The sequence below is a fragment of the Streptomyces yerevanensis genome (assembly GCF_000716805.1).
In the GTDB taxonomy this organism is placed as follows: domain Bacteria; phylum Actinomycetota; class Actinomycetes; order Streptomycetales; family Streptomycetaceae; genus Streptomyces; species Streptomyces flaveus.
Genome location: NZ_JNWJ01000008.1, coordinates 16700 through 35995, shown reverse-complemented (window position 1 = coordinate 35995; position 19296 = coordinate 16700). Strand labels below are relative to the sequence as shown.

At 70.4% G+C, this 19296-nt stretch carries 16 protein-coding genes; 8 read left to right on the top strand and 8 right to left on the bottom strand.

The window, feature by feature from the left end:
* Positions 1-18: 18 nt before the first annotated feature.
* Positions 19-807: a GNAT family N-acetyltransferase gene (locus tag OP79_RS10135; RefSeq protein WP_033319732.1), complete on the bottom strand. Its 789-nt coding sequence runs from the start codon at positions 805-807 to the stop codon at positions 19-21.
* A 189-nt stretch (positions 808-996) separates the two neighbouring features.
* Between OP79_RS10135 and OP79_RS10130 the strand changes: the two genes are divergently transcribed.
* From OP79_RS10130 to OP79_RS10120, 3 genes are all read left to right on the top strand, one after another.
* Positions 997-2118: an acyltransferase family protein gene (locus OP79_RS10130; protein WP_078491700.1), complete on the top strand. Its 1122-nt coding sequence runs from the start codon at positions 997-999 to the stop codon at positions 2116-2118.
* Positions 2119-2224: 106 nt separating this feature from the next.
* Positions 2225-3835, top strand: coding sequence for an alpha/beta hydrolase (locus tag OP79_RS10125; protein WP_033319731.1), 1611 nt, complete (start codon positions 2225-2227; stop codon positions 3833-3835).
* 346 nt (positions 3836-4181) lie between these two features.
* The gene (locus OP79_RS10120) at positions 4182-5615 is read left to right on the top strand and encodes a PP2C family protein-serine/threonine phosphatase (protein ID WP_033319730.1); all 1434 of its coding nucleotides are present in this window, start codon (positions 4182-4184) and stop codon (positions 5613-5615) included.
* A 51-nt stretch (positions 5616-5666) separates the two neighbouring features.
* Here the strand turns inward: OP79_RS10120 and OP79_RS10115 are convergent, their stop codons facing one another.
* Positions 5667-7163 (bottom strand): DNA-binding protein NsdB, encoded by a 1497-nt coding sequence (locus OP79_RS10115; protein ID WP_033319729.1) that lies wholly within the window; start codon positions 7161-7163, stop codon positions 5667-5669.
* Positions 7164-7396: 233 nt separating this feature from the next.
* On the opposite strand from OP79_RS10115, the gene OP79_RS10110 reads away from it, so the two are divergent.
* The 3 genes from OP79_RS10110 (at position 7397) to OP79_RS10100 (ending at position 10895) form a co-directional block, all read left to right on the top strand.
* Entirely contained in the window at positions 7397-8563 is a 1167-nt protein-coding gene (locus tag OP79_RS10110; protein WP_033319728.1) for an aminoglycoside phosphotransferase family protein, read from the top strand.
* A 248-nt stretch (positions 8564-8811) separates the two neighbouring features.
* A complete protein-coding gene (locus OP79_RS10105; protein WP_033319727.1) occupies positions 8812-9153 on the top strand; it encodes an ArsR/SmtB family transcription factor in 342 nt (113 codons plus the stop codon).
* Positions 9150-10895, top strand: coding sequence for a SulP family inorganic anion transporter (locus tag OP79_RS10100; protein ID WP_033319726.1), 1746 nt, complete (start codon positions 9150-9152; stop codon positions 10893-10895). The genes OP79_RS10105 and OP79_RS10100 overlap by 4 nt, the downstream gene beginning before the upstream one ends.
* 85 nt (positions 10896-10980) lie before the next feature.
* Here the strand turns inward: OP79_RS10100 and OP79_RS10095 are convergent, their stop codons facing one another.
* A complete protein-coding gene (locus OP79_RS10095) occupies positions 10981-13215 on the bottom strand; it encodes a glycoside hydrolase family 95 protein (RefSeq protein ID WP_078491716.1) in 2235 nt (744 codons plus the stop codon).
* 247 nt (positions 13216-13462) lie between these two features.
* Entirely contained in the window at positions 13463-13960 is a 498-nt protein-coding gene (locus OP79_RS10090) for a hypothetical protein (RefSeq protein WP_033319725.1), read from the bottom strand.
* A 198-nt stretch (positions 13961-14158) separates the two neighbouring features.
* On the opposite strand from OP79_RS10090, the gene OP79_RS10085 reads away from it, so the two are divergent.
* Complete coding sequence (locus OP79_RS10085) at positions 14159-14818, top strand: pyridoxine/pyridoxamine 5'-phosphate oxidase (RefSeq protein WP_051744549.1); 660 nt, start codon at positions 14159-14161, stop codon at positions 14816-14818.
* Positions 14809-15540, top strand: a complete 732-nt coding sequence (locus tag OP79_RS10080; RefSeq protein WP_033319724.1) for a leucine-rich repeat domain-containing protein — start codon at positions 14809-14811, stop codon at positions 15538-15540. The genes OP79_RS10085 and OP79_RS10080 overlap by 10 nt, the downstream gene beginning before the upstream one ends.
* A 199-nt stretch (positions 15541-15739) precedes the next feature.
* On the opposite strand, the gene OP79_RS10075 is transcribed toward OP79_RS10080, so the two are convergent.
* The 4 genes from OP79_RS10075 to OP79_RS10060 all read right to left on the bottom strand — a co-directional run bounded on the left by OP79_RS10075 (position 15740) and on the right by OP79_RS10060 (position 19218).
* Positions 15740-15982, bottom strand: a complete 243-nt coding sequence (locus tag OP79_RS10075; RefSeq protein ID WP_033319723.1) for a DUF397 domain-containing protein — start codon at positions 15980-15982, stop codon at positions 15740-15742.
* An 82-nt stretch (positions 15983-16064) separates the two neighbouring features.
* The gene (locus OP79_RS10070; RefSeq protein ID WP_033319722.1) at positions 16065-17231 is read right to left on the bottom strand and encodes a thiolase domain-containing protein; all 1167 of its coding nucleotides are present in this window, start codon (positions 17229-17231) and stop codon (positions 16065-16067) included.
* On the bottom strand, positions 17228-18274 hold the full coding sequence (locus OP79_RS10065; RefSeq protein ID WP_211270765.1) for a thiolase domain-containing protein: 1047 nt from the start codon (positions 18272-18274) through the stop codon (positions 17228-17230). The genes OP79_RS10070 and OP79_RS10065 overlap by 4 nt, the downstream gene beginning before the upstream one ends.
* Complete coding sequence (locus tag OP79_RS10060; protein WP_033319720.1) at positions 18274-19218, bottom strand: Zn-ribbon domain-containing OB-fold protein; 945 nt, start codon at positions 19216-19218, stop codon at positions 18274-18276. The genes OP79_RS10065 and OP79_RS10060 overlap by 1 nt, the downstream gene beginning before the upstream one ends.
* Between the last annotated feature and the right edge of the window lie 78 nt (positions 19219-19296).

The following is a 19296-nucleotide window of genomic DNA, read 5'->3' as shown; positions in this document are numbered from 1 at the left end:
TCCCGCCTGTCGGGGGCGTCAGCGCGGGGCGTACACGTACGGCGTCGTCGTGGTCAGCGCTGCGAAGCCGAGTCGGTCGAGGATGGGGCGGCTCTGGTCGGAGGCGTCGACCTGGAGGTAGCGGTAGCCGCGGGCGGCGGCGATGCGGGCCCGGTGGGCGACGAGTGCGCGGTAGATGCCGCGGCCACGCCAAGCCGGGACGGTGCCGCCGCCCCACAGGCCCGCGAACCTGGCCCCCGGCGTGAGTTCCATACGGGCCGAGCTCACCGGCACGTCACCGGCGAGGGCCACGACGGCGGCGACCGTGTCCGGGTCCGCGTCGAGCTGGGCCAGCAGTTGGTGGCGGAGCCGGGAGCTGTCCGTGCCGAAGGCCTGCTCGTGTACGTCCACCATGAGGTCGACGCCCGAGCGGTCGGTGACCGGGCGGAGTTCGATGCCCTCGGGCGGCTCGGCGTCGAGGCTCAGCTCGCCGCACTCGGCGATCATCAGCGTCTCCTCCGGTTCGGGGGTGAGCCCGGCCGCGCGCAGCCGCCCGCCAAGGTCCGCGGGCCGGTCGTGCCCGTACAGCTTCCACTCGAAGTCGCGGCCGAGGCCCGCGAAGTACCGCACCTGCTCGGTGATCACCGCGTCCACGTCGGCTTCCGCCAGTCCCGACAGCCGAGACCAGAGGACACCGTTCCAGCCCTGCGCGGATCCGACCTGCCGCACGACCGAATCGGCACGTTCCACCACGGCGCCAGGGCCGTCGGGCCGCGCTCCTTCGCGCATGTCCCGGTCGAACAGTTCCAGTACCGCCGCATGATCCATACCGGCACTCCACCACGCACATGCCCGCCGGGCAACGGAATTCAGTGCCCGGCGGAGGCCGTGCGGGCCCGGGATCGGGTTTCAGCCACCGGTGTCCGCCGAGCCAGATGTGAACGCCTCGTACCACCGCGCCGTATGTGACAGTGGCGGGCGGGAGGGATCAGTTCCACGTTGTCGAAGCTTGGAGACATGGTGTCGCAGGATGTGTCGGCCCCCGCACCCGTGGCGGTCTCGGAGCCGCCGCCCAGAACGCCGGCCAAGCCGCCGCCGGCCCGCCGGGACCCGTACTTCGACAACGCGAAATACCTCACCATCGTGCTGGTGGCCTGCGCTCACGCCTGGCAGCCGCTGACGTACGGGGGCCGGGCCGCCACGGCGGCGTATCTGACCGTCTACGCCTTCCACATGCCCGCGTTCGCGCTCATCTCCGGCTATTTCTCCCGGAGTTTCGATATGGCGCCGGGGCGGGTGCGCAGGCTGCTGACGGGTGTCGTCGTGCCGTATCTCGTCTTCGAGTGCGCGTACACGCTCTTCTACCGGTGGGCGCAGGACGACTGGAAGTATCCGTTCAGTCTGCTGGATCCCTGGTACGTGATGTGGTTCCTGGTGGCGCTGTTCATCTGGCGGCTGACCACCCCGGTCTGGCTGGCGCTGCGCCACCCGGTGCCGATCGCGATAGGTCTCGCCGTGTTCGCCTCGGTCTCACCGGATCTCGGCGGGGACATCTCGATCCAGCGGACCCTGCAGTTTCTGCCGTTCTTCGTGCTCGGCCTGACGCTGCGGGCCGAGCACTTCGACCGGCTGCGCACCTGGCGCGTACGGCTGCTCGCCGTGCCGGTGGGCGTGGCCGCGTGCGTGGCGGCGTACGCGGTGGCGCCCTGGTTCGACGCCAAGTGGCTGTTGCACAAGAGCAGCGTCACGGGCCAGGGTGTGCCGAACTGGGTGGGCCTGTTCAGCACGCCTGTGCTGTTCTGCCTGGCGCTGGCCCTGACCGCCTGCTTCCTGGCCTGGGTGCCGGGACGCCACCTGTGGTTCACGGCCCTGGGCGCGGGCACGATGTACGGCTACCTGCTGCACGGCTTCATCATCAAGTCGTCCCGCTTCTTCGACTGGTACGACCACCCCTGGCTGCACTCCCCGCTCGGCGAGCTGGCGGTCACGGCGGCTGCCGTCGGCCTGATCACGTTCCTGTGCTCGGGGCCGGTCCGTTCCGTCTTCCGCTTCGTCGTCGAGCCGCGCATGTCGTGGGCGTTCGGCGAGCAGAGAGACGCCCCCGCGAAGGCCGTGGAGCCGGTGCGGCGCGAAGGGTAAGTCCCCTGCGGGCGTCGCGCTCGTCCAGAGGCGTGGTCGGGGATGGGCCCTTATCGTGAGCCAGGGGGAATCCCGGTCCTGGGCCGGGGCGTCCCTGGAGGGTTCCATGCTGTTCACGCACCACCGCTGCGCTTTCGCCGGCGCTGTGACGCTGGCCCTGGTGGGAGTCGCGTTGCCGCCACAGGCTCTGCTGGGAGCCGGGCCGGCGACGGCGGGCACGGCCGATCAGCCGGTGACCGCGGCCGAGCGGCCCGGTCTGTCCCGCTTCTACGACCAGAAGATCGACTGGGGCAAGTGCGAGGACGCCGGGATGGGGATCCCCGAGGAGCTGCAGTGCGGCAAGGTGACCGTTCCGCTCGACTACGCGAAACCCGATGCCGCAACGCTCGACATAGCCATGGCCCGCTTCAGGGCGACGGGCGATTCCAGGGGTTCCGTACTGCTGAACTTCGGCGGCCCCGGCGCCTCGGGAGTCAGCGAACTCGCCGCCGGCAGCGATTACTTCATGGGCCTGACGGACGGCTACGACGTGGTGACCTTCGACCCACGCGGCGTCGGCAGGAGCTCGCCGGTCAGCTGCGGGGACGGGGTCGCGGATCCGACGGACGGCCCCGCCGAGGACACCGAACCGGACAGTGACGATCCGCAGGCCGCGCTGAAGCTGATCAGGAAGTCCGCCGACGCCTGCGCCAAGCATTCCGGGCCCGTGCTCCCGCACATCGGCACGGTCAACGTCTCCCGGGACCTGGACATCATGCGCGATGCCCTCGGCGACAAGAAGCTCAACTACCTCGGCTTCTCGTACGGAACGCGGCTGGGCGCGGTCTACGCGGCCCAGTTCCCGGACAAGACCGGCCGGCTGGTGCTCGACGGCGTGGACACCCTCACCGAGCCGCTCGATGAGCAGGCCCTCGCCGGCACCGAAGGACTGCAGACCGCTCTGGAGGACTTCCTCACCTGGTGCACCGACGACATCAGCTGCGCGTTCGGCCAGGATCCGCGCACGGCCAGGGAGGACATGGTCGACCTGGTCCGCTCGCTGGACGAGGATCCCCTGCCGACGGAGTTCGGCGAGCCCTTCTCCGGCCAGGATCTCGCGAGCGCCCTCGGACAGGCCCTCTACAGCAAGGAGTTGTGGCCCGCCCTGTCGCAGGCGCTCCGATCGCTGGTCGAGGACGGTGACACCCGAGGACTGATGCGGTTCTCCGCCGGCGGTATCGCGGCGCCCGGCAACGGCGGGCTCGTCGACGAGGCGGACATCCCTCTCGACAACCTCCCGGCCGCGCTCATGGCCGTCAACTGCGCGGACGATCCCGACCGCCCCACCGCCGCCCGGATCACCAGGAATCTCGACCGGCTACGTGCCGAGTACGAGGAGGCCTCACCGGTCTTCGGCCGCTACCGGCTCACCCAGGTGCTCATGTGTTACGGCCGCCCCAAGGGCACCGACTACATCCGGGAGGACGTACGCGACGTCGACACCCCGAAGATGCTCCTGGTCGGCACCCGCGGCGACCCGGCGACCCCGTACCGCTGGACCGTGGAGACCGCGAAGCGGCTCGGCCCGTCGGCCGTCGTGCTCGACAACAAGGGCGAGGGCCACACGGGGTACGGTTCGTCGAAGTGCGTGCACGAGAAGGTCGACGACTTCCTGCTGTACGGCCGGCTCGCGGACGCCGGAAGCTCCTGCGGGGCTCAGGAGCGACCGCCTTCCTGACCGAGCGTGGCTGTCGGCCCCGGCACGGCCCCGTACATATGCCCCATTCCCTCGCCCGGGGCACGACATTCGACAGCCGCACACACGCTCGTCGAACACGCGCTTGAAGGAGTCGGCGCCTACTGTCACAACTCCATCAACTCGCCTATCTTGTCTACGACTTGGCCACTGTCACGCGTACTCGATCCACCCGAGCCAGGGCACTCCATGAGGACGTAGACATATGCCACAGGCATGACCTCATCGCTTCTTGCCAAATCCCTTACAGCGCGTCGCGGGCTGTGCAAGAGTCGTAACCGGTCCTTCCCTCAGCCTTGGTCGTACCGGGCCTGTATCGGAGTACGTCATGCCGTCCCATCTCTCGGCGGACCACCCAGCCGCCCAGCCGCCCCCACGCGGCTCGGTCGACGCGCTGATTTCGCAGACGCGTCGGCTGCGCGGCGACGTGGACGCCGTGCGGCGTGACGCGCGGATCGACGACACGGACCCCGAAGGACGCTGGCAGCGTGCCCTGTGCGATCTGGCCGTGCACCAACTGAACGATCTCGACGAGCACTTGGCGCAGTTGCGGGACGGACCGCCGCCCGTGCCCGTGACACCCGACGATGCGGCGGCCGTGGTCCGAACCGTGCCGTCCGCACCCGGGCACGGTTCGCTGCTCAGCCGGGTCGGCAGCGCCGAATGGAACCTGCTGACCGACGAGGCGAGCTGGTCCGGCGAGCTCTACCAGATCCTCGGCCGCGACCCCGCCGCCCCCGCGCTCACCCTCGACGAATTGCCGTCCGTGGTGCTCGACGAGGACCGGCCGAGGCTGACGGTGATGGTGACGGACTGCCTCATCGACGCCAAGCCGATCGACGGGGAGTTCCGGATCGTGCGCCCGGACGGCGGCGTACGGACCGTGCACATGATGGGCGAGCCCGTGCTCGCGGCCGACGGCAGCACCGCCTCGATGTGGGCCGTGCTGCGGGACGTCAGCGAACTGCGCCGCAGCCAACGGACGGTGCGCGAGACCCGTGACTCGCTGCAACGCCAACGGCACCTCGCGCAGACCGAGCACCGGCTCGCGGTCGAGCTGCAGGAGGCTGTGCTACCGCCGTGGCGCGGCTCCCTGCGGCTCCCGCGACAAGGAGCGCCGGCCCTGGATGTGGCCGTCCGCTATCTGCCCGCCTCGACGAGCGCGCTGATCGGCGGCGACTGGTACGACGCCCTCGAACTGCCGGGCGGCGAAACGCTGTTGAGCGTGGGTGAACTCACCGGGCACGGAACCACCGTCGCCTCGGGCATGGCGATGCTGCTCGGCGCGGTGCGCGGGATGGCCATGGCGGGCAGCGAACCCGGCCAACTCATGGCCTGGCTCAACCAGTTACTGGACGCGTCGGCCCAGCCGGCCCTCGGCAGCGCCGTGTGCTGCCGCTACCGGCCCGAAACCCACACGCTCGTATGGGCGCAGGCGGGACACCCCGCCCCCCTGCTGATTCGCAACGGGACGGGGCGTGCGCTGTCGCCTCCGGACGGTGTCCTGCTCGGCGCGACCTCGGGCGCCGCCTACGGGCAGGCCGAAGTACCGCTCGAACCAGGCGACCTGCTGCTCCTGCACACCGATGGACTGGTCCCCGGGCGCAGTCGTGACGCGGCAGTGGACCGCCTCCTCGACCTGGCCCCCCGCTTCGGCGAGGCCCGTGCCGCACAGGACTGCATACGGACGGTCGTGGAGGAGTTCGGCGAGACGGAACGCGAGGACGACGCCTGCGTGCTCATCGCCAGAGTCGCCACCTGACTACTGTCTGGCTACTGTTCACATTCGTTCAGTTCACAGCACACGGTCCCCCTATGCCCGTGCGCTGTTGCCACCCCGGACGTTCCAGCCCTTGGGCAGCGACAGTTTGATCTCCTCACGCAGGTCCTGGATCTTCGGATAGCTGGAGTACTGCCCCGTCAGCCGGTACATCTCCCTCAGCCGGTCCCAGGTGCGATGGGAGGAGTTCGAGCCCATCGAGGTCAGGGCCAGGCGTGCGTACCGGTCGGCCTGTTCGGGGTCGTCGGCGATGAAGCAGGCGGACGCGAGGGAGATGTGGTCGAAGATCTGCGACCGGTCCCGTCCCTTCTCGCGCAGCTGGAGCGCCTCCTTCGCGTGGCGCTGCGCGATGGCGGCAGCCGCTGGTTCGTGCTCCGCGAGCGTCCGGTAGGCAAGGGCCTGCATACCGTGCAGGTCCGCCTCGTCGAAGAGCTGCATCCAGCTGGGCGCCGGTACGTCGTTCTTGTCCGAGACGAAGAGTTCCTCCGCTTCTCCGAGGGTGCGCCGCATGGCCTGGCCCCTGCCCATCGAGGCCTGGGCCCAGGCCTCGATGGTGTAGAGCATGGCCTTGGTGCGCGGCAGCACCTCGTCTCCGGAGCCGGACTTGGCGAGCTTCATGAGGTCGAGTGCGTCGTCGGGCCGCCCCAGGTGCACCATCTGGCGTGCGGCGCGGGAGAGCGCCTCGCCGGCTCGGGGCCGGTCACCGCCCTCACGGGCGGCATGGGCGGCGATGACGAAGTACTTCTGGGCCGTGGGCTCCAGGCCGACGTCGTGCGACATCCAGCCCGCGAGGACGGCGAGGTTGGCGGCGACGCCCCACAGGCGCCGCTGGAGATGGTCGGGGTGTCGGTAGGCGAGCATGCCGCCCACTTCGTTGAGCTGTCCCACGACAGCCTTGCGTTGCAGCCCGCCGCCGCGGGCCGCGTCCCAGGCCCGGAACACCTCGACCGAGCGCTCCAGTTCCTCGATCTCCTGCGACCCGATGGGGGCGGCCTCATAGCGGTCGTACCCGGCGGGGTCGGCGTGCAGGGGATCGTGGAGTACGGGGGCGTCGGCCGAGAGGGCCGGGTCGGAGTGCAGCCAGTCGTGCATGGCGCTGCTGAGTGCGGATCCTGCGGCGAGCGCGGCGCCCGCGCCCACCAAGCCGCGTCGGTTGAGCATGAGGTCCATTCCCGTGAATTCGGTGAGGACCGCGGCAGTCTGCTCGGGCGTCCATGGCACTCCGTCGGGATGTTCCGCACTCCCGCCGCCCGGCCGTTTCCCCGTACGCCCGTGCCGGACCAGACCGAGGTCCTCGATGGTCACGACACGGCCGAGACGCTCGGTGAACAGCGCTGCCAGCACCCGCGGAACGGGATCGCGCGGGATCTCTCCCATGTCGATCCAGCGCCGCACTCGCGAGGTGTCGGTCGCCAGCTGGGGGTGGCCCATGGCCGCCGCCTGCCGGTTGACCATCCGCGCGAGTTCGCCCTTGGACCAGCCGGCCAGGCCGAACAGATCCGCCAGACGGGTGTTGGGTTGTCCGCTCACGTCAAGCCCCCAGGTTCTCGGCTGAGTTGACAGTAACCCCGTGTCAGTTGCTGCGGGACTATTCGCCAGGGTTCGCCAGGGTGCGCCAGATGGTGTGCCAGTGCGCATCAGGTGTCAGGTAGGAACGCGCCACCCCGACCCGGTCGCCGTAGGGACATTCCCCAGGGTGCACCGAGGCGGCCGGGGCGGGTAGCGCGGTAACTCGCAGGCACACGAAGGGATCCGTATCACCCATGTACGCAGCATCGTCCTCCGTGTCCGCTCCGCCCCGGTCGCTGCGCCCGCGTCCACAGCCTCCCCGAGCCGGGGAGCCGAGGGCGGGCAGCGGCCCCTACCTGGACCCCGCGCGCCAGGGGTCACCCGTGATCGGTGCCGGTAGGACGCGGCGCGTACCGGGGGGCGGCAACCAACCGCTCAGCGGGAGACTCGACTTGTCCGGCCCTCAGGGCGCGCAGCTGCGCTCGGCGATCGCGTCGGTGCACCGGATCTGTCCGGAGTTCGCTCCGGTGCAGGTGCTGCGCCGCAGCGGCCGCGCGGTGCTCCTCGTCGGAACGACGGGGCGCAGCACCGCCGTCGCCAAGTGTTTACTGGACCATTCCCCAGTGTGGGCCGAGCGGATCCGCCATGAGATAGCGGCATACCGCTCGTTCGTGCGGCACCGGCCCCCGGTGCGGGTGCCACGGCTGATCGCGGCGGATCCGGACAACTGCACGCTGGTCATCGAGCGGATGCCGGGGCGGGTCGCGGCACTGCAACGGCACCCGACGGAGACGCCACCGCGGGCGGACATCAGGGCGGCGTTGGGCTCGATCTGCCGGCTCAACTCGTGGCGTCCGCCGGCGGGGACGTTCGACGCCCCGCTGGACTACGCGGCACGGATCTCCCGGTATCACGAGCTGGGACTGCTCACGGACCGGGACATGGGCGATCTGCAGAAGCTCGTGCACGGCATCGCGCACTCGGCGGGGCGCCAGGGGATGGGCCAGTTCTGCCACGGCGACGCGTTGCTGTCGAACATCCTGCTCTCACCGGCCGGTCCAGTGCTGGTGGACTGGGAGCACGCGGGCTGGTACCTGCCGGGCTACGACCTGGCGACGCTGTGGTCGGTCCTCGGCGACGCTCCGGTGGCCCGGCGGCAGATCAGCCAGCTCGCGCAGTCGGCGGGGCCCGCGGCACGGGACGCGTTCCTGGTGAACCTGATGCTCGTCCTGACCCGTGAGATCCGTACGTACGAGACGGCCGTGCAGCGTTCGATGCACGAGGCGACCCCGGTGGCACCGGGACCTGCCCACCCGGGTGCCGCGCCGTCCGGCGAGGAACAGCGGCTGCTGCTCAGGCGGCTGCACGACGACTGCCAGCTGGCCCGCCGGGCCGTTCGAGCGGCGGTCGGCACTCGCTGACGGGGATGAACGGTCCGCGGTACGCCCGGCACAGGGCGACCGCGGACCTTCGTCATGCGTGCGACGTCCCGGTGGGACAGAAGGGCTGGCCTGCCCGTCCCGCCCGCCGAGTCGGCCCGGCAGCAGCAGATGTCGAATTGCAAAATTTTGCAATTGATTAGATGCTGTGCTGGCCATGCTCGCAGGTAGCCGCGGGCACAGCTTTCGCTTGCCCCCGGGTGGGGCGCTGTCAGGGAAGCCGAGGGGTCGTGTCCGTTCCGCTGTACCAGGCCAAGGCCGAGTTCTTCCGGATGCTGGGACATCCCGTACGGATAAGGGTGCTGGAGCTGCTGCAGGACGGGCCGATGCCGGTACGGGAGCTGCGGGCCGCGATCGAGGTGGAGCCCTCCAGCCTCTCCCAGCAGCTGGCGGTGCTGCGCCGCTCGGGCATCGTCAGCTCCCAGCGCGAAGGCTCGACCGTGGTGTACGCGCTCGCCGGCGGGGACGTCGCCGACCTGATGAAGGCCGCGCGCCGGATCCTGACCGAGATGCTGGCCGGGCAGAACGAGCTGCTGGCCGAGCTGCAGGACACCGAGGGCTTCGCGCGATGAGAATCTCCTTGGGCCGGGTCGGGGCCCGGCTGACCGCGCTACTGCCCGGCCGTGGTGATCTGGCGCAGATGCGCCGGGATCCGCGCCGGGACCTGCTGGCCGGCCTCACGGTGGCGATCGTCGCGCTGCCACTCGCGCTCGGCTTCGGCGTCTCCTCCGGGCTCGGCGCCGAGGCAGGGCTGGCGACCGCGGTCATCGCCGGTGCGCTCGCCGCGGTGTTCGGCGGTTCGAATCTGCAGGTGTCCGGGCCGACGGGCGCGATGACCGTGGTGCTCGTGCCGATCGTCGCGGAGCACGGCCCGTCCGGGGTGCTGACCGTGGGGCTGATGGCGGGCCTGATGCTCGTCGCGCTCGCCCTGGTCAGGGCCGGGAAATACATGCAGTACGTGCCCGCGCCCGTGGTGGAGGGCTTCACGCTCGGCATCGCCTGCGTGATCGGGCTGCAGCAGATCCCGAGTGCCCTGGGGGTGCCCAAGCCGGAGGGCGACCGCGTCCTCGTGGTGACCTGGCGCGCCCTTCAGGAGTTCGCGGAGCACCCGAACTGGACCGCCGTCGCCTTCGCCCTGGTGGTCGCCGCCGTCATGCTGATCGGCACCCGTCTTCGGCCTACGATCCCCTTCTCCATCGTCGCGGTGATCGCCGCCACCCTCGTGGCGCAAGTAGCCGGCCTCGATGCGGCGAAGCCGATCGGAGACCTGCCGTCCGGACTGCCCGCGCCGTCCCTGTCGTTCCTGGACCCGGGCGCGCTCGGCTCTCTGCTGGCCCCGGCGGTCGCGGTGGCGGCGCTGGCCGCCCTGGAGTCACTGCTGTCGGCCTCGGTCGCCGACGGCATGACGGTCGGCCAGAAGCACGACCCGGACCGGGAGCTTTTCGGTCAGGGACTGGCCAACATCGCGGCCCCGCTGTTCGGCGGGGTGCCCGCGACCGGCGCGATCGCCCGCACCGCGGTCAACGTCCGTACCGGCGCGAGTTCCCGGCTCGCCTCCCTCGCCCACGCCGCGGTTCTCGCCATGATCGTCTTCGCGGCCGCCCCTCTCGTCTCGAAGATCCCGCTCGCCGCGCTCGCGGGTGTGCTGCTGGCCACGGCGATCCGCATGGTCGAGGTCGGCTCGCTGCGGGTCATGGCCAAGGCCACCCGCTCGGACGCGCTGATCCTCGTACTCACTGCCGTCGCGACCCTCGCGCTCGATCTCGTGTACGCCGTGATCATCGGCCTGGTCGTCGCGGGCGCCCTGGCCCTGCGGGCGGTTGCCATGCAGGCCCGCCTCGACCAGGTCCCGCTCGACCGCGGCGACCACAGTGCCGAGGAGCACGCACTGCTGGCCGAGCACATCGTCGCCTACCGCATCGACGGCCCGCTGTTCTTCGCCGCCGCGCATCGCTTCCTGCTGGAGCTGGCCGAGGTCGCCGATGTACGCGTCATCATCCTGCGCATGTCCCGCGTGACGACCATCGACGCCACCGGCGCCCTCGTCCTGAAGGACACGATTCAAAGGCTCAACCGGCGCGGCATCGTCGTCATGACCTCGGGAATCCGTCCGGGCCAGCGCCAAGTCCTGGAATCCATGGGCGTGTTGGAGCTGCTGCGTTTGGAGGGAAGCGAGTACGACAGCACGCCGGAGGCGATCCGGGGAGCGCGCACCCACCTGGAGTGCACCGGTGTCCTGCCGCTTCTCCCCGCCCAGAAATCCCGGACCGCCGTCCGCGAGGAAACAGAGGGAACAGAGGAAACGGTTGGATGAGCGATGAGCACTCCGTCCTCATCGCCGCGCATGGTCGAGGTCCACAGCGGTCCACGGCGTAGAGGCCCTGTGGCCGGCGGAGCACTCAGCCCTCCTTGTCCCAGACGTACCGCCGCCCGGCGATCGCCCTGAACGTGGTCTCGCCGCCCGGCAGCAGATCGCTGCGGACGGTGAGCCGTCGGGTTCGCGAGGCGGTCAGTGCGATGCGGGTCGCCTGCCCGTCGGCCCAGTCGATGTCGAGCGTGGCGCCGCCGCGGGCGCGCAGGCCGCGAACCGAGCCGTCCGGCCAGGTGGCGGGCAGGGCGGGGAGTACCTCGACCGCGTCGTACTGGCTCTGCAGCAGCATCTCGACCATCCCGGAGGTGGCGCCGAAGTTGCCGTCGATCTGGAACGGCGGATGGGTGTCCCAGAGGTTCGGTAGGGTCGAGGATTTGAGCTGCTCGCCGAGCATCTTGTGGGCGTGGTCGCCGTCGCGCAGCCGTGCCCAAAAGTTGATCTTCCAGGCCTTGGACCAGCCGGTGCCGCCGTCGCCGCGTGCCGTGAGCGAGACCTTCGCGGCGTCGGCCCACTTGGTGCCGGGCTCGATCTGCCGCCCGGGGTGCAGGGCGTAGAGGTGCGAGACATGCCGGTGGTCGTCGGCCGGGTCGTCCAAGTCGGCCTTCCACTCCTGGAGTTGGCCCCAGGAGCCGATGCGCAGGCCGGGGTCAAGGTCGGCCAGTGCCTTCTCGAGGGACCGGCGGAAGGCGGGCGAGTCGCCCAGGATGCGGGCCGCCTCAAGGGTGTTGGTCAGCAGGTCGTGCACGATCTGCTGGGACATGGCGGCGCCGGCCGTGAAGTCGCCGTGCTCGGGTGAGTAACTGGGCGTGACGACCAGCGTGCCGTCGCGTGGGTCGGTGCGTAGATTGTCGAGCCAGAACTCGGCGGCCTCCTTCATCACCGGGTACGCGGCGTTCCGGAGGTAGTCCGTGGAGCCGCCGAACCGGTAGTGCTCGTACAGCTGCCCGGTGAGCCACGCCGCCGCCTCGGGGAACCAGAAGGCGGTCGCCCAGTCGTGCACGCCGGTGAAGCCGTAGGGATTGGTCTCGTTGTGCACGACCCAGCCGCGCGAGCCGAACATCTCCTTGGCGGTTCGGCGTCCGGGTGCGCGCAGGGCTTCGACGAAGCGGTCGTACGGGGCTGTCGTCTCGGCGAGGTTCGTGGCCTCGGCGGGCCAGTAGTTCATCTGGATGTTGATGTTGGTGTGGTAGTCCGCCGACCACGGGGGCGAGGTGCTGTGGTTCCAGACGCCCTGGAGGTTGGCGGGCAGCGAGCCGGGGCGCGAGGAGGCGATGAGGAGGTAGCGGCCGTACTGGAAGTAGAGGGCTTCCAGGGCTCGGTCCGTGGCGCTCGCGGCGCCGGTGTAGTTCGCGAGGAGCCGGTCCGTGGGCACATCGGCGGGGACGCTCTGGCCGATGTCCAGGGTGACCCGGTCGAACAGGGCGCGGTGGTCGCTCAGATGCCGGGCGAACAGTGACTGGTAGCGCTCGCCGGCCCTGTCGATGGTCCGGGTGACGGCGGCGTGCGGGTCCTCACCGCGGTAGTCGGGGTACGTGTCGGCGTAGTCGGTGCCCGCGGCCAGCACGAACCAGGCGCTGTCGGCGCCGGCCACGGTGATCGTGCCGTCCGCGTTCGAGGTGACGGTGCCGCCCTTGCTGCGCAGAAGGATCTGGGCCTCGAAGCGCAGCCCGTTGTCCTCGAGCGCGCCGCGCACCGTGAGGCGCCCGCCCGCCGCGGTGGCCGTGAAGTCGCTGCGGGGCGAGGTGTAGCGAAGGGTGAAGGTGACCTTGCTGGGGCGGTTCGCGCTGAGCCGTCCCACGATCACGCCGTCGGGGTAGGAGGCGAAGAACTCCCTTTGGTGGCGTACCTGTTGGTGGGTGTAGCCGACCGTCGCGACGGCGTTGGAGATGTCGAGTTCACGGCGGTACGAGTCCGGCGGGGTGGCCGGTGCGTCCGGGATGTCGAGGTACAGGTCGCCGAAGGTCTGATGGGCGCCGTATCCGACACGCGGCTGGCCCAGCTCGGCGGCGACGCTCTCGGGGTCGAGCCTGGTCTGCGCGTCGAGCTCGTCCTGCACGGCGGCGATCGCGCCAGGCCGTGCCTCGCGCCAGTTGCCGTGGTCGTAGCCCTGGGACGAGCCGGGGCCGCCGGTCCACAGGGTCTTCTCGTTGAACTGCAGCCGCTCGGAGGCGAGCGTGCCGAACACCATGGCGCCGAGCGCGCCGTTGCCGATGGGCAGGGCCTCTCGCTCCCAGTCGGCAGCCGGAGCGGAGTACCACAGCACCATCGGCTCCCGAGATACATCGGAGGAATCAGCGGCGACCGCTCCACCGGCAGCGAGGCCGCCGCCCAGGGCGAGACCGGCTGCCCCGCCAACTGTCGTCTTCAGTGTGGCTCTTCGGGATATCTCAGGTGACTCATGCGGCTCATGCGACATGACTCAGGACGCTAAAGGTCCGATCACCGGGTGACAAGATACATGACGCAGCGTGCGAAATCCCGAACAAGTCCCGTACAAGGGGGCCGCCGATTCAGCCCTGCTGGAACAGCTCCGCCGGAAGCGGCTTCAGAAGCGCGTACAGGTCGTCGGTGATGGGGCGGTCCCAGGCGGCGATGGTCACCAGGACGTTGTCACTGCGGTCGAACTGCACACAGGAGATACGCGTCTCGGAGAGCTTGAGGCGGCGCACGATCAGGAGGTTGTCGCCCTGCATCACCGGCGCGTCCTCGGCGCCGACGACGGTGACCTCCTCGTCGTTCTCCAGCGCCAGCAGCAGCTGGGCCACCTCGAAGGGGACCTCGTCCTCGGCGACGTCCCTGGCCGGGGAGCCCTCCGGCAGATTGCCGATGATCATCGCGGGACCGCGACCGCCGAACAGGTCGTAGCGCAGGAACACGCCCTGGCAGCTGCCGTCGGGGGCGGGCAGCAGGCCCGCGCCGAGATTGCCCGGCCAGTCGCCCGGGTCCATGGCCAGAACATCGAAGTCGGGCCCTGCGGGTGTGGCGCTGCGGCGGCGGAGGAAGGACATGTCGCCATGGTACGTGCAAGTCGGGGCGCGACGAGGTACGGGAGACGACTGCCGGGAGACTGCCGGGGCCGCACCCGCAAGGCCCCGGCAACCGCCACGAACCGTCCCGCCGCCACCGACCGGAACGCTCGGCGACCCCGCCCTTGCCGTCGTGCCGGAGGTAATGTCGCCACCATCCATTGGCACCGGAGGAATCACATGGACGATCTGCGTCAACTGCTGCGCAGCCTGGAGGTGTTCGCCGGCGAACTGCCCGTTTTCGACTCCTCCGAAGCACCCGCCACGCCCTCCGAGCTGTTCACCGAGTGGCTGCTCGCGGCCGTGGACGCGGGCGTACGCGAGCCGCACGCGATGACGCTCTCGACGGCGGGCGCCGACGGCAACCCGACGGCACGCACGCTGATCCTCAAGGGGATCGGCCCCGGCGGCTGGCAGTTCGCGTCCGACGGCGGCAGCGTCAAGGCACGCAACCTCGCCGAGCGGCCCTACGCGGCGCTCACCTTCTACTGGCCGCAGCTCGCCCGGCAGGTGCGGGTGTGCGGGCCGGTCGTCCCGGAGAGCCCCGAGGACAGCGCGGCGGACTTCCGGGCGCGCGGTGCCGGGGCCCGGGCGGAGGCCCTCCTCGGCCGCCAGTCGAGGCCCCTCGCGGACCTCGCCGAGCGCGACGCCGCCGTCAAGGAGTCCCTGACACGTCTGGAGGCCGAGCCGGACCTGGTGGCCCCGGGCTGGACCCTGCACTCGGTACGCCCGGACTCCGTCGAGTTCTGGCAGGGCGACAAGGAGCGACGGCACACACGGCTCGTCTATCTGCGGTCCGACGAGAGCGAGGGCTGGGTCAGGCAGTTGCTGTGGCCCTGAACAAGCGAGGCGTACTCGACTACTGGCGCGGCGGGCTCAGCGACGTACCCGAAGAGGTGTGGGAGCACCCCGCACCGGAAGTCCTGCTGCTGCCGGACAACGCGCTCACCGAAGTGCCCGCCCGCATCGGCACCCTCACCACGCTGCACACGCTGGATCTCGGACACAACCGCCTCACCGAGGTCCCGGACGAGCTGGGCGATCTGGCAGGCCTGACGCGCTTCCTCTACCTGCACGACAACCAACTCACCGCACTCCCCGAGTCGTTGGGCCGTCTGACCCGGCTCGCCTACCTCAACGTCGGAGAGAACCGGCTCACCGCGTTGCCGAAGTCGCTGGGATCGATGACGAGCCTGGTGGAGCTCCGCGCCCAGCACAATCTGCTCACCGAACTGCCCGCTTCACTCGGCGAGTCGGTCTCGCTGCGCGAGCTCTGGCTGCGCGGCAACCAGCTCACGGCGCTCCCCGGCTCCGTACGAAATCTGCGGGAGCTGCGTGAACTGGAGCTGCGGGAGAACGAGTTCGCGGAAGTGCCCGAGGTGCTGCGCGGACTGCCCTTGCTGCGGCGGCTCGATCTACGGGCCAACCGGCTCGGCGAACTGCCGTCCTGGGTCGCGCAGTTGCCGTCGCTGGAGAAGCTGGATCTGCGGTGGAACGACATCGAGGTCCCGGCCGGAGTGTGGCGGGACCTCGAAGCGCGCGGGTGTGTGGGGCTGCGCTGAGGCGGCTCAGCTCTCCTCCCCGGCCGACGGCACCACCGCCATCGGGCTCTGGGCACCGGCAGCCGTCGGCCGACGTTCTGATCCCGGTCTCGATGGCCTCCTGGTCGTCCCGGGGCCGGCCTCGCTCAGGCGTGGCCCCGGGGCAGGGCCGAAGGTCGCGTGTCCCGGAAAGAGAAGGAAAACGCCCCTTCCCCAGGTGTCAGGTGAGGTCGAACTCCCCCTCCCGTGCCCCCGACACGAACGCGCCCCACTCCGCGGGTGTGAAGATCAGGGAGGGGCTTTCCGGGCTGCCACTGTTTCGCATGGCGATGAAGCCCTCGACAAAGGCGATCTGGACATCCCCCAGCCCGCGACTGCTGGAGCGCCAGTCGGCATTGCTGAGGTCAAGCTCCGGCTTGTCCCAGCCTGCAAGCGGATGATGCTGGATGGTGCTCTCGGCCACGTCCGTGCTCCTCCCGGTTCGTCGTCCGCGGCCAGCCTAGCGATCGGGCACCGCCAGGCACAGGCCACGTGAGGGGCACAGTTCAGGAGGCGGGCGGTTCGGCCCCCACCAGCCACATCGAGAAGAACTGAGAGCCGCCGCCGTAGGCGTGCCCCAGCGCCCTGCGCACCCCGTCGACCTGGTGTTCTCCCGCCTGGCCGCGAACCTGGAGGGCCGCTTCCGCGAAGCGGATCATGCCGGACGCGCCGATCGGATTGGTGGACAGGACGCCGCCGGACATGTTGACGGGCAGGTCCCCGTCGAGCTCCGTCACCCCGGATTCGGTGAGTTTCCAGCCCTCGCCCTCGGCGGCGAAGCCGAGGTTCTCCAGCCACATGGGCTCGTACCAGGAGAACGGCACGTACATCTCGACGGCGTCGATCTCCCGGCGCGGGTCCGTGATCCCCGCCTGCTGGTACACGTCGGCCGCGCAGTCCTTGCCGGCCTGCGGCGACACGCAGTCCTTGCCCGCGAACATGGTCGGCTCGGAGCGCATCGCGCCGCCGTGCATCCAGGCGGGCGGCCGAGGCGAACGGGCCGCCCCCGCGCGATCGGTGAGCACCATCGCGCAGGCGCCGTCCGAGGACGGGCAGGTCTCGGAGTAGCGGATCGGGTCCCACAGCATGGGCGAGGCCTGGACCTTCTCCAGCGTGATGTCGTGCTCGTGCAGATGCGCGTACGGGTTCTTGAGCGCGTTGCGGCGGTCCTTGTACGCGACCAGGGAGCCGACCGTGTCGGGGGCGCCGGTGCGCCGCATGTACGCGCGTACGTGCGGGGCGAAGAAGCCGCCCGCGCCGGCCAGCAGCGGCTGCTGGAAGGGGATCGGCAGGGACAGGCCCCACATGGCGTTCGACTCGGACTGCTTCTCGTAGGCCAGGGTCAGGACGGTGCCGTGGACGCGGCCGGCGATCAGGTTCGTGGCGACGAGCGCGGTGGAGCCGCCGACGGATCCCGCGGTGTGCACGCGCAGCATGGGTTTGCCGACCGCGCCGAGGGCGTCGGCGAGGTACAGCTCGGGCATCATGACGCCCTCGAAGAAGTCGGGCGCCTTGCCGATGACGACGGCATCGATGTCGGCCCACGTCAACTCCGCGTCGTCCAGCGCCCGTTGGGCTGCTTCGCGGACGAGTCCCGCGATGGACACGTCCCGGCGGGCGGCGACGTGCTTGGTCTGGCCGATCCCGACGACGGCCACGGGCTCCTTGCTCATCGGGCCTCCCCTTCGAGTACGGCTACCAGGTTCTGCTGCAGACAGGGTCCTGAGGTGGCATGCCCGAGCGCGCGGTCGGACTCGCCACGGTGGATACGCGCGGCGGCCTCGCCGATGCGGATGAGACCGGCGGCCATGATCGGGTTGGCGGCGAGCACTCCCCCGGAGGGATTGACCGCGACGTCCCCGTCCAGCCGCAACGCCTTGCGCAGGACCACCTCCTGAGAGGTGAAGGGCGCGTGCAACTCGGCGGTGTCGACGGGCCGTTCGAAGGCGCCGGCCTTCTCGGCCGCCAGCCGCGTGGACGGCGAGTCGGTCAGATCGCGCACGCCGAGACCGTGCGCCTCGATGCGGTGATCGATCCCCCGGATCCAGGCGGGCCGCTCGCACAGCTCACGGGCCCGCTCCCCCGCCGCGAGGATGACGGCCGCCGCCCCGTCGCCGATGGGCGGGCAGTCGCCGGTACGGAGCGGACGTACGACGTACTCCCCCTGCGGCACCGAACCCCTCAGCTGCGCATGGGAATTGACCCGCGCGTCCTCGCGACTGCGGGCGGCGACCCCGGCGAGCGCGGGCTCGTCCGTGTGGCCCGCGTCGATGAGCGCCTGCGCCTGAAGGGCGGCCAGGGTCACGGAGTCCGGCCACAGGGGCGCCACGTAGTACGGGTCGAGCTGCCGGGTCAGCACATCGCGTACGGAGCCGGGTGAGGACTTTCCGTACGAGTACACGAGCGCGGTGTCGGCATCCCCGGTGAGCAGCTTCGTCCAGGCCTCGTACAGCGCCCACGCCCCGTCCATCTCCACATGCGACTCGGAGATCGGCGGCCAGGCGCCGACCCCGTCGAGTGCCATGGTGAAGGAGAAGGCGCGGCCCGCGAGATAGTCAGTGGAGCCGGAGCAGGTGAAGCCGATGTCGCTGGTCTTCATGCCGGTCCGGTCGAGGACGTCGTGCAGGACCGGCATGAGCATCTCCACCTCGGAGGACTCGTCGCTGGTGCGCCGGTGATCGGTCTGCCCGAAGGCGACCACGGCTATCTCACGCATCACACCAGCTCCTTGTACGTCTCGTAGTCCGCGTCGGGCTCGCCGGTCGGCCGGTAGTGGTCGGGGTAGCGGCCGCCGTCCGTCCACACCGGCTCGACGCGCAGCCCCATGCGCACCTGGTCGTAGGGGATGCCGCCGATACGGCCGTGCAGGGCGAGGTCGGCGCCGTCGAGCGCGATGTGCCCGTAGACGTACGGGACTTCGATGTCCAGGTTCTTCGCCTTGATGTTGACGATGCAGTACGTGGTGACCGTGCCGCCCGGCCCCACCTCGACCTCTTCCACGGTGGCCACCCCACAGGTGGGGCACGCACCCCTCGGCGGGACGTACACCTTGCGGCAGGACGGGCAGCGTTCGCCGACGATCCGCCGGTCGGAGAGCGCGTTGATGTAGCCGGACTGGGCGCGGCCCGGCGAGTAGGTGTAGTCGAGGCGGGCGGGGGCGACGATGCCGGTCACCATGTCCTCGAACCGCCCGTCGTGACCGGCGGGTTCGGGTGTCTCCATGCTGTCGTACGGCTCGAAGCAGGCGATGTCCGTGATGGCGCCGGAGCGTTCCTCGGCCCACCGGATCCGGACGCGCATACCGGTCCGTACGGCGTCGGGGCCGGAGGCGTCCAGGGCGTGCAAGATGGAGGTGTCGGCGCCGTCGAGTCTCACCAGGACCCAGGCGAAGGGGGTGTCCAGGGGCTGGCCGCGGCGGGGGGCGTGGTTCCAGGCCCAGGTGGTGACGGTGCCGGTGGGGGCCACCTCGACGAGGTCCCGGATCTCTTCGGAGGTGACGGGGTCGTACTCGACGGGCGGGACGAGGGTCCTGCCGTCGCCGGTCTTCACGCCGAGGACGACGCGTTCGCGCAGGCCGGTGAGGAAGGCGCTCTGGACGGGGCCGAGGGAGCGGGTGAAGGGAAACTCGACGACGAGGGGGGCTTTGAGCACTTCGGGCACGGGGTCTCCTCAGGGAACGGGGGCCGCGCCCTGTGAGGGCACGGGAAGCGCCCTTCAGGGGCACGGGGCTGTGACATG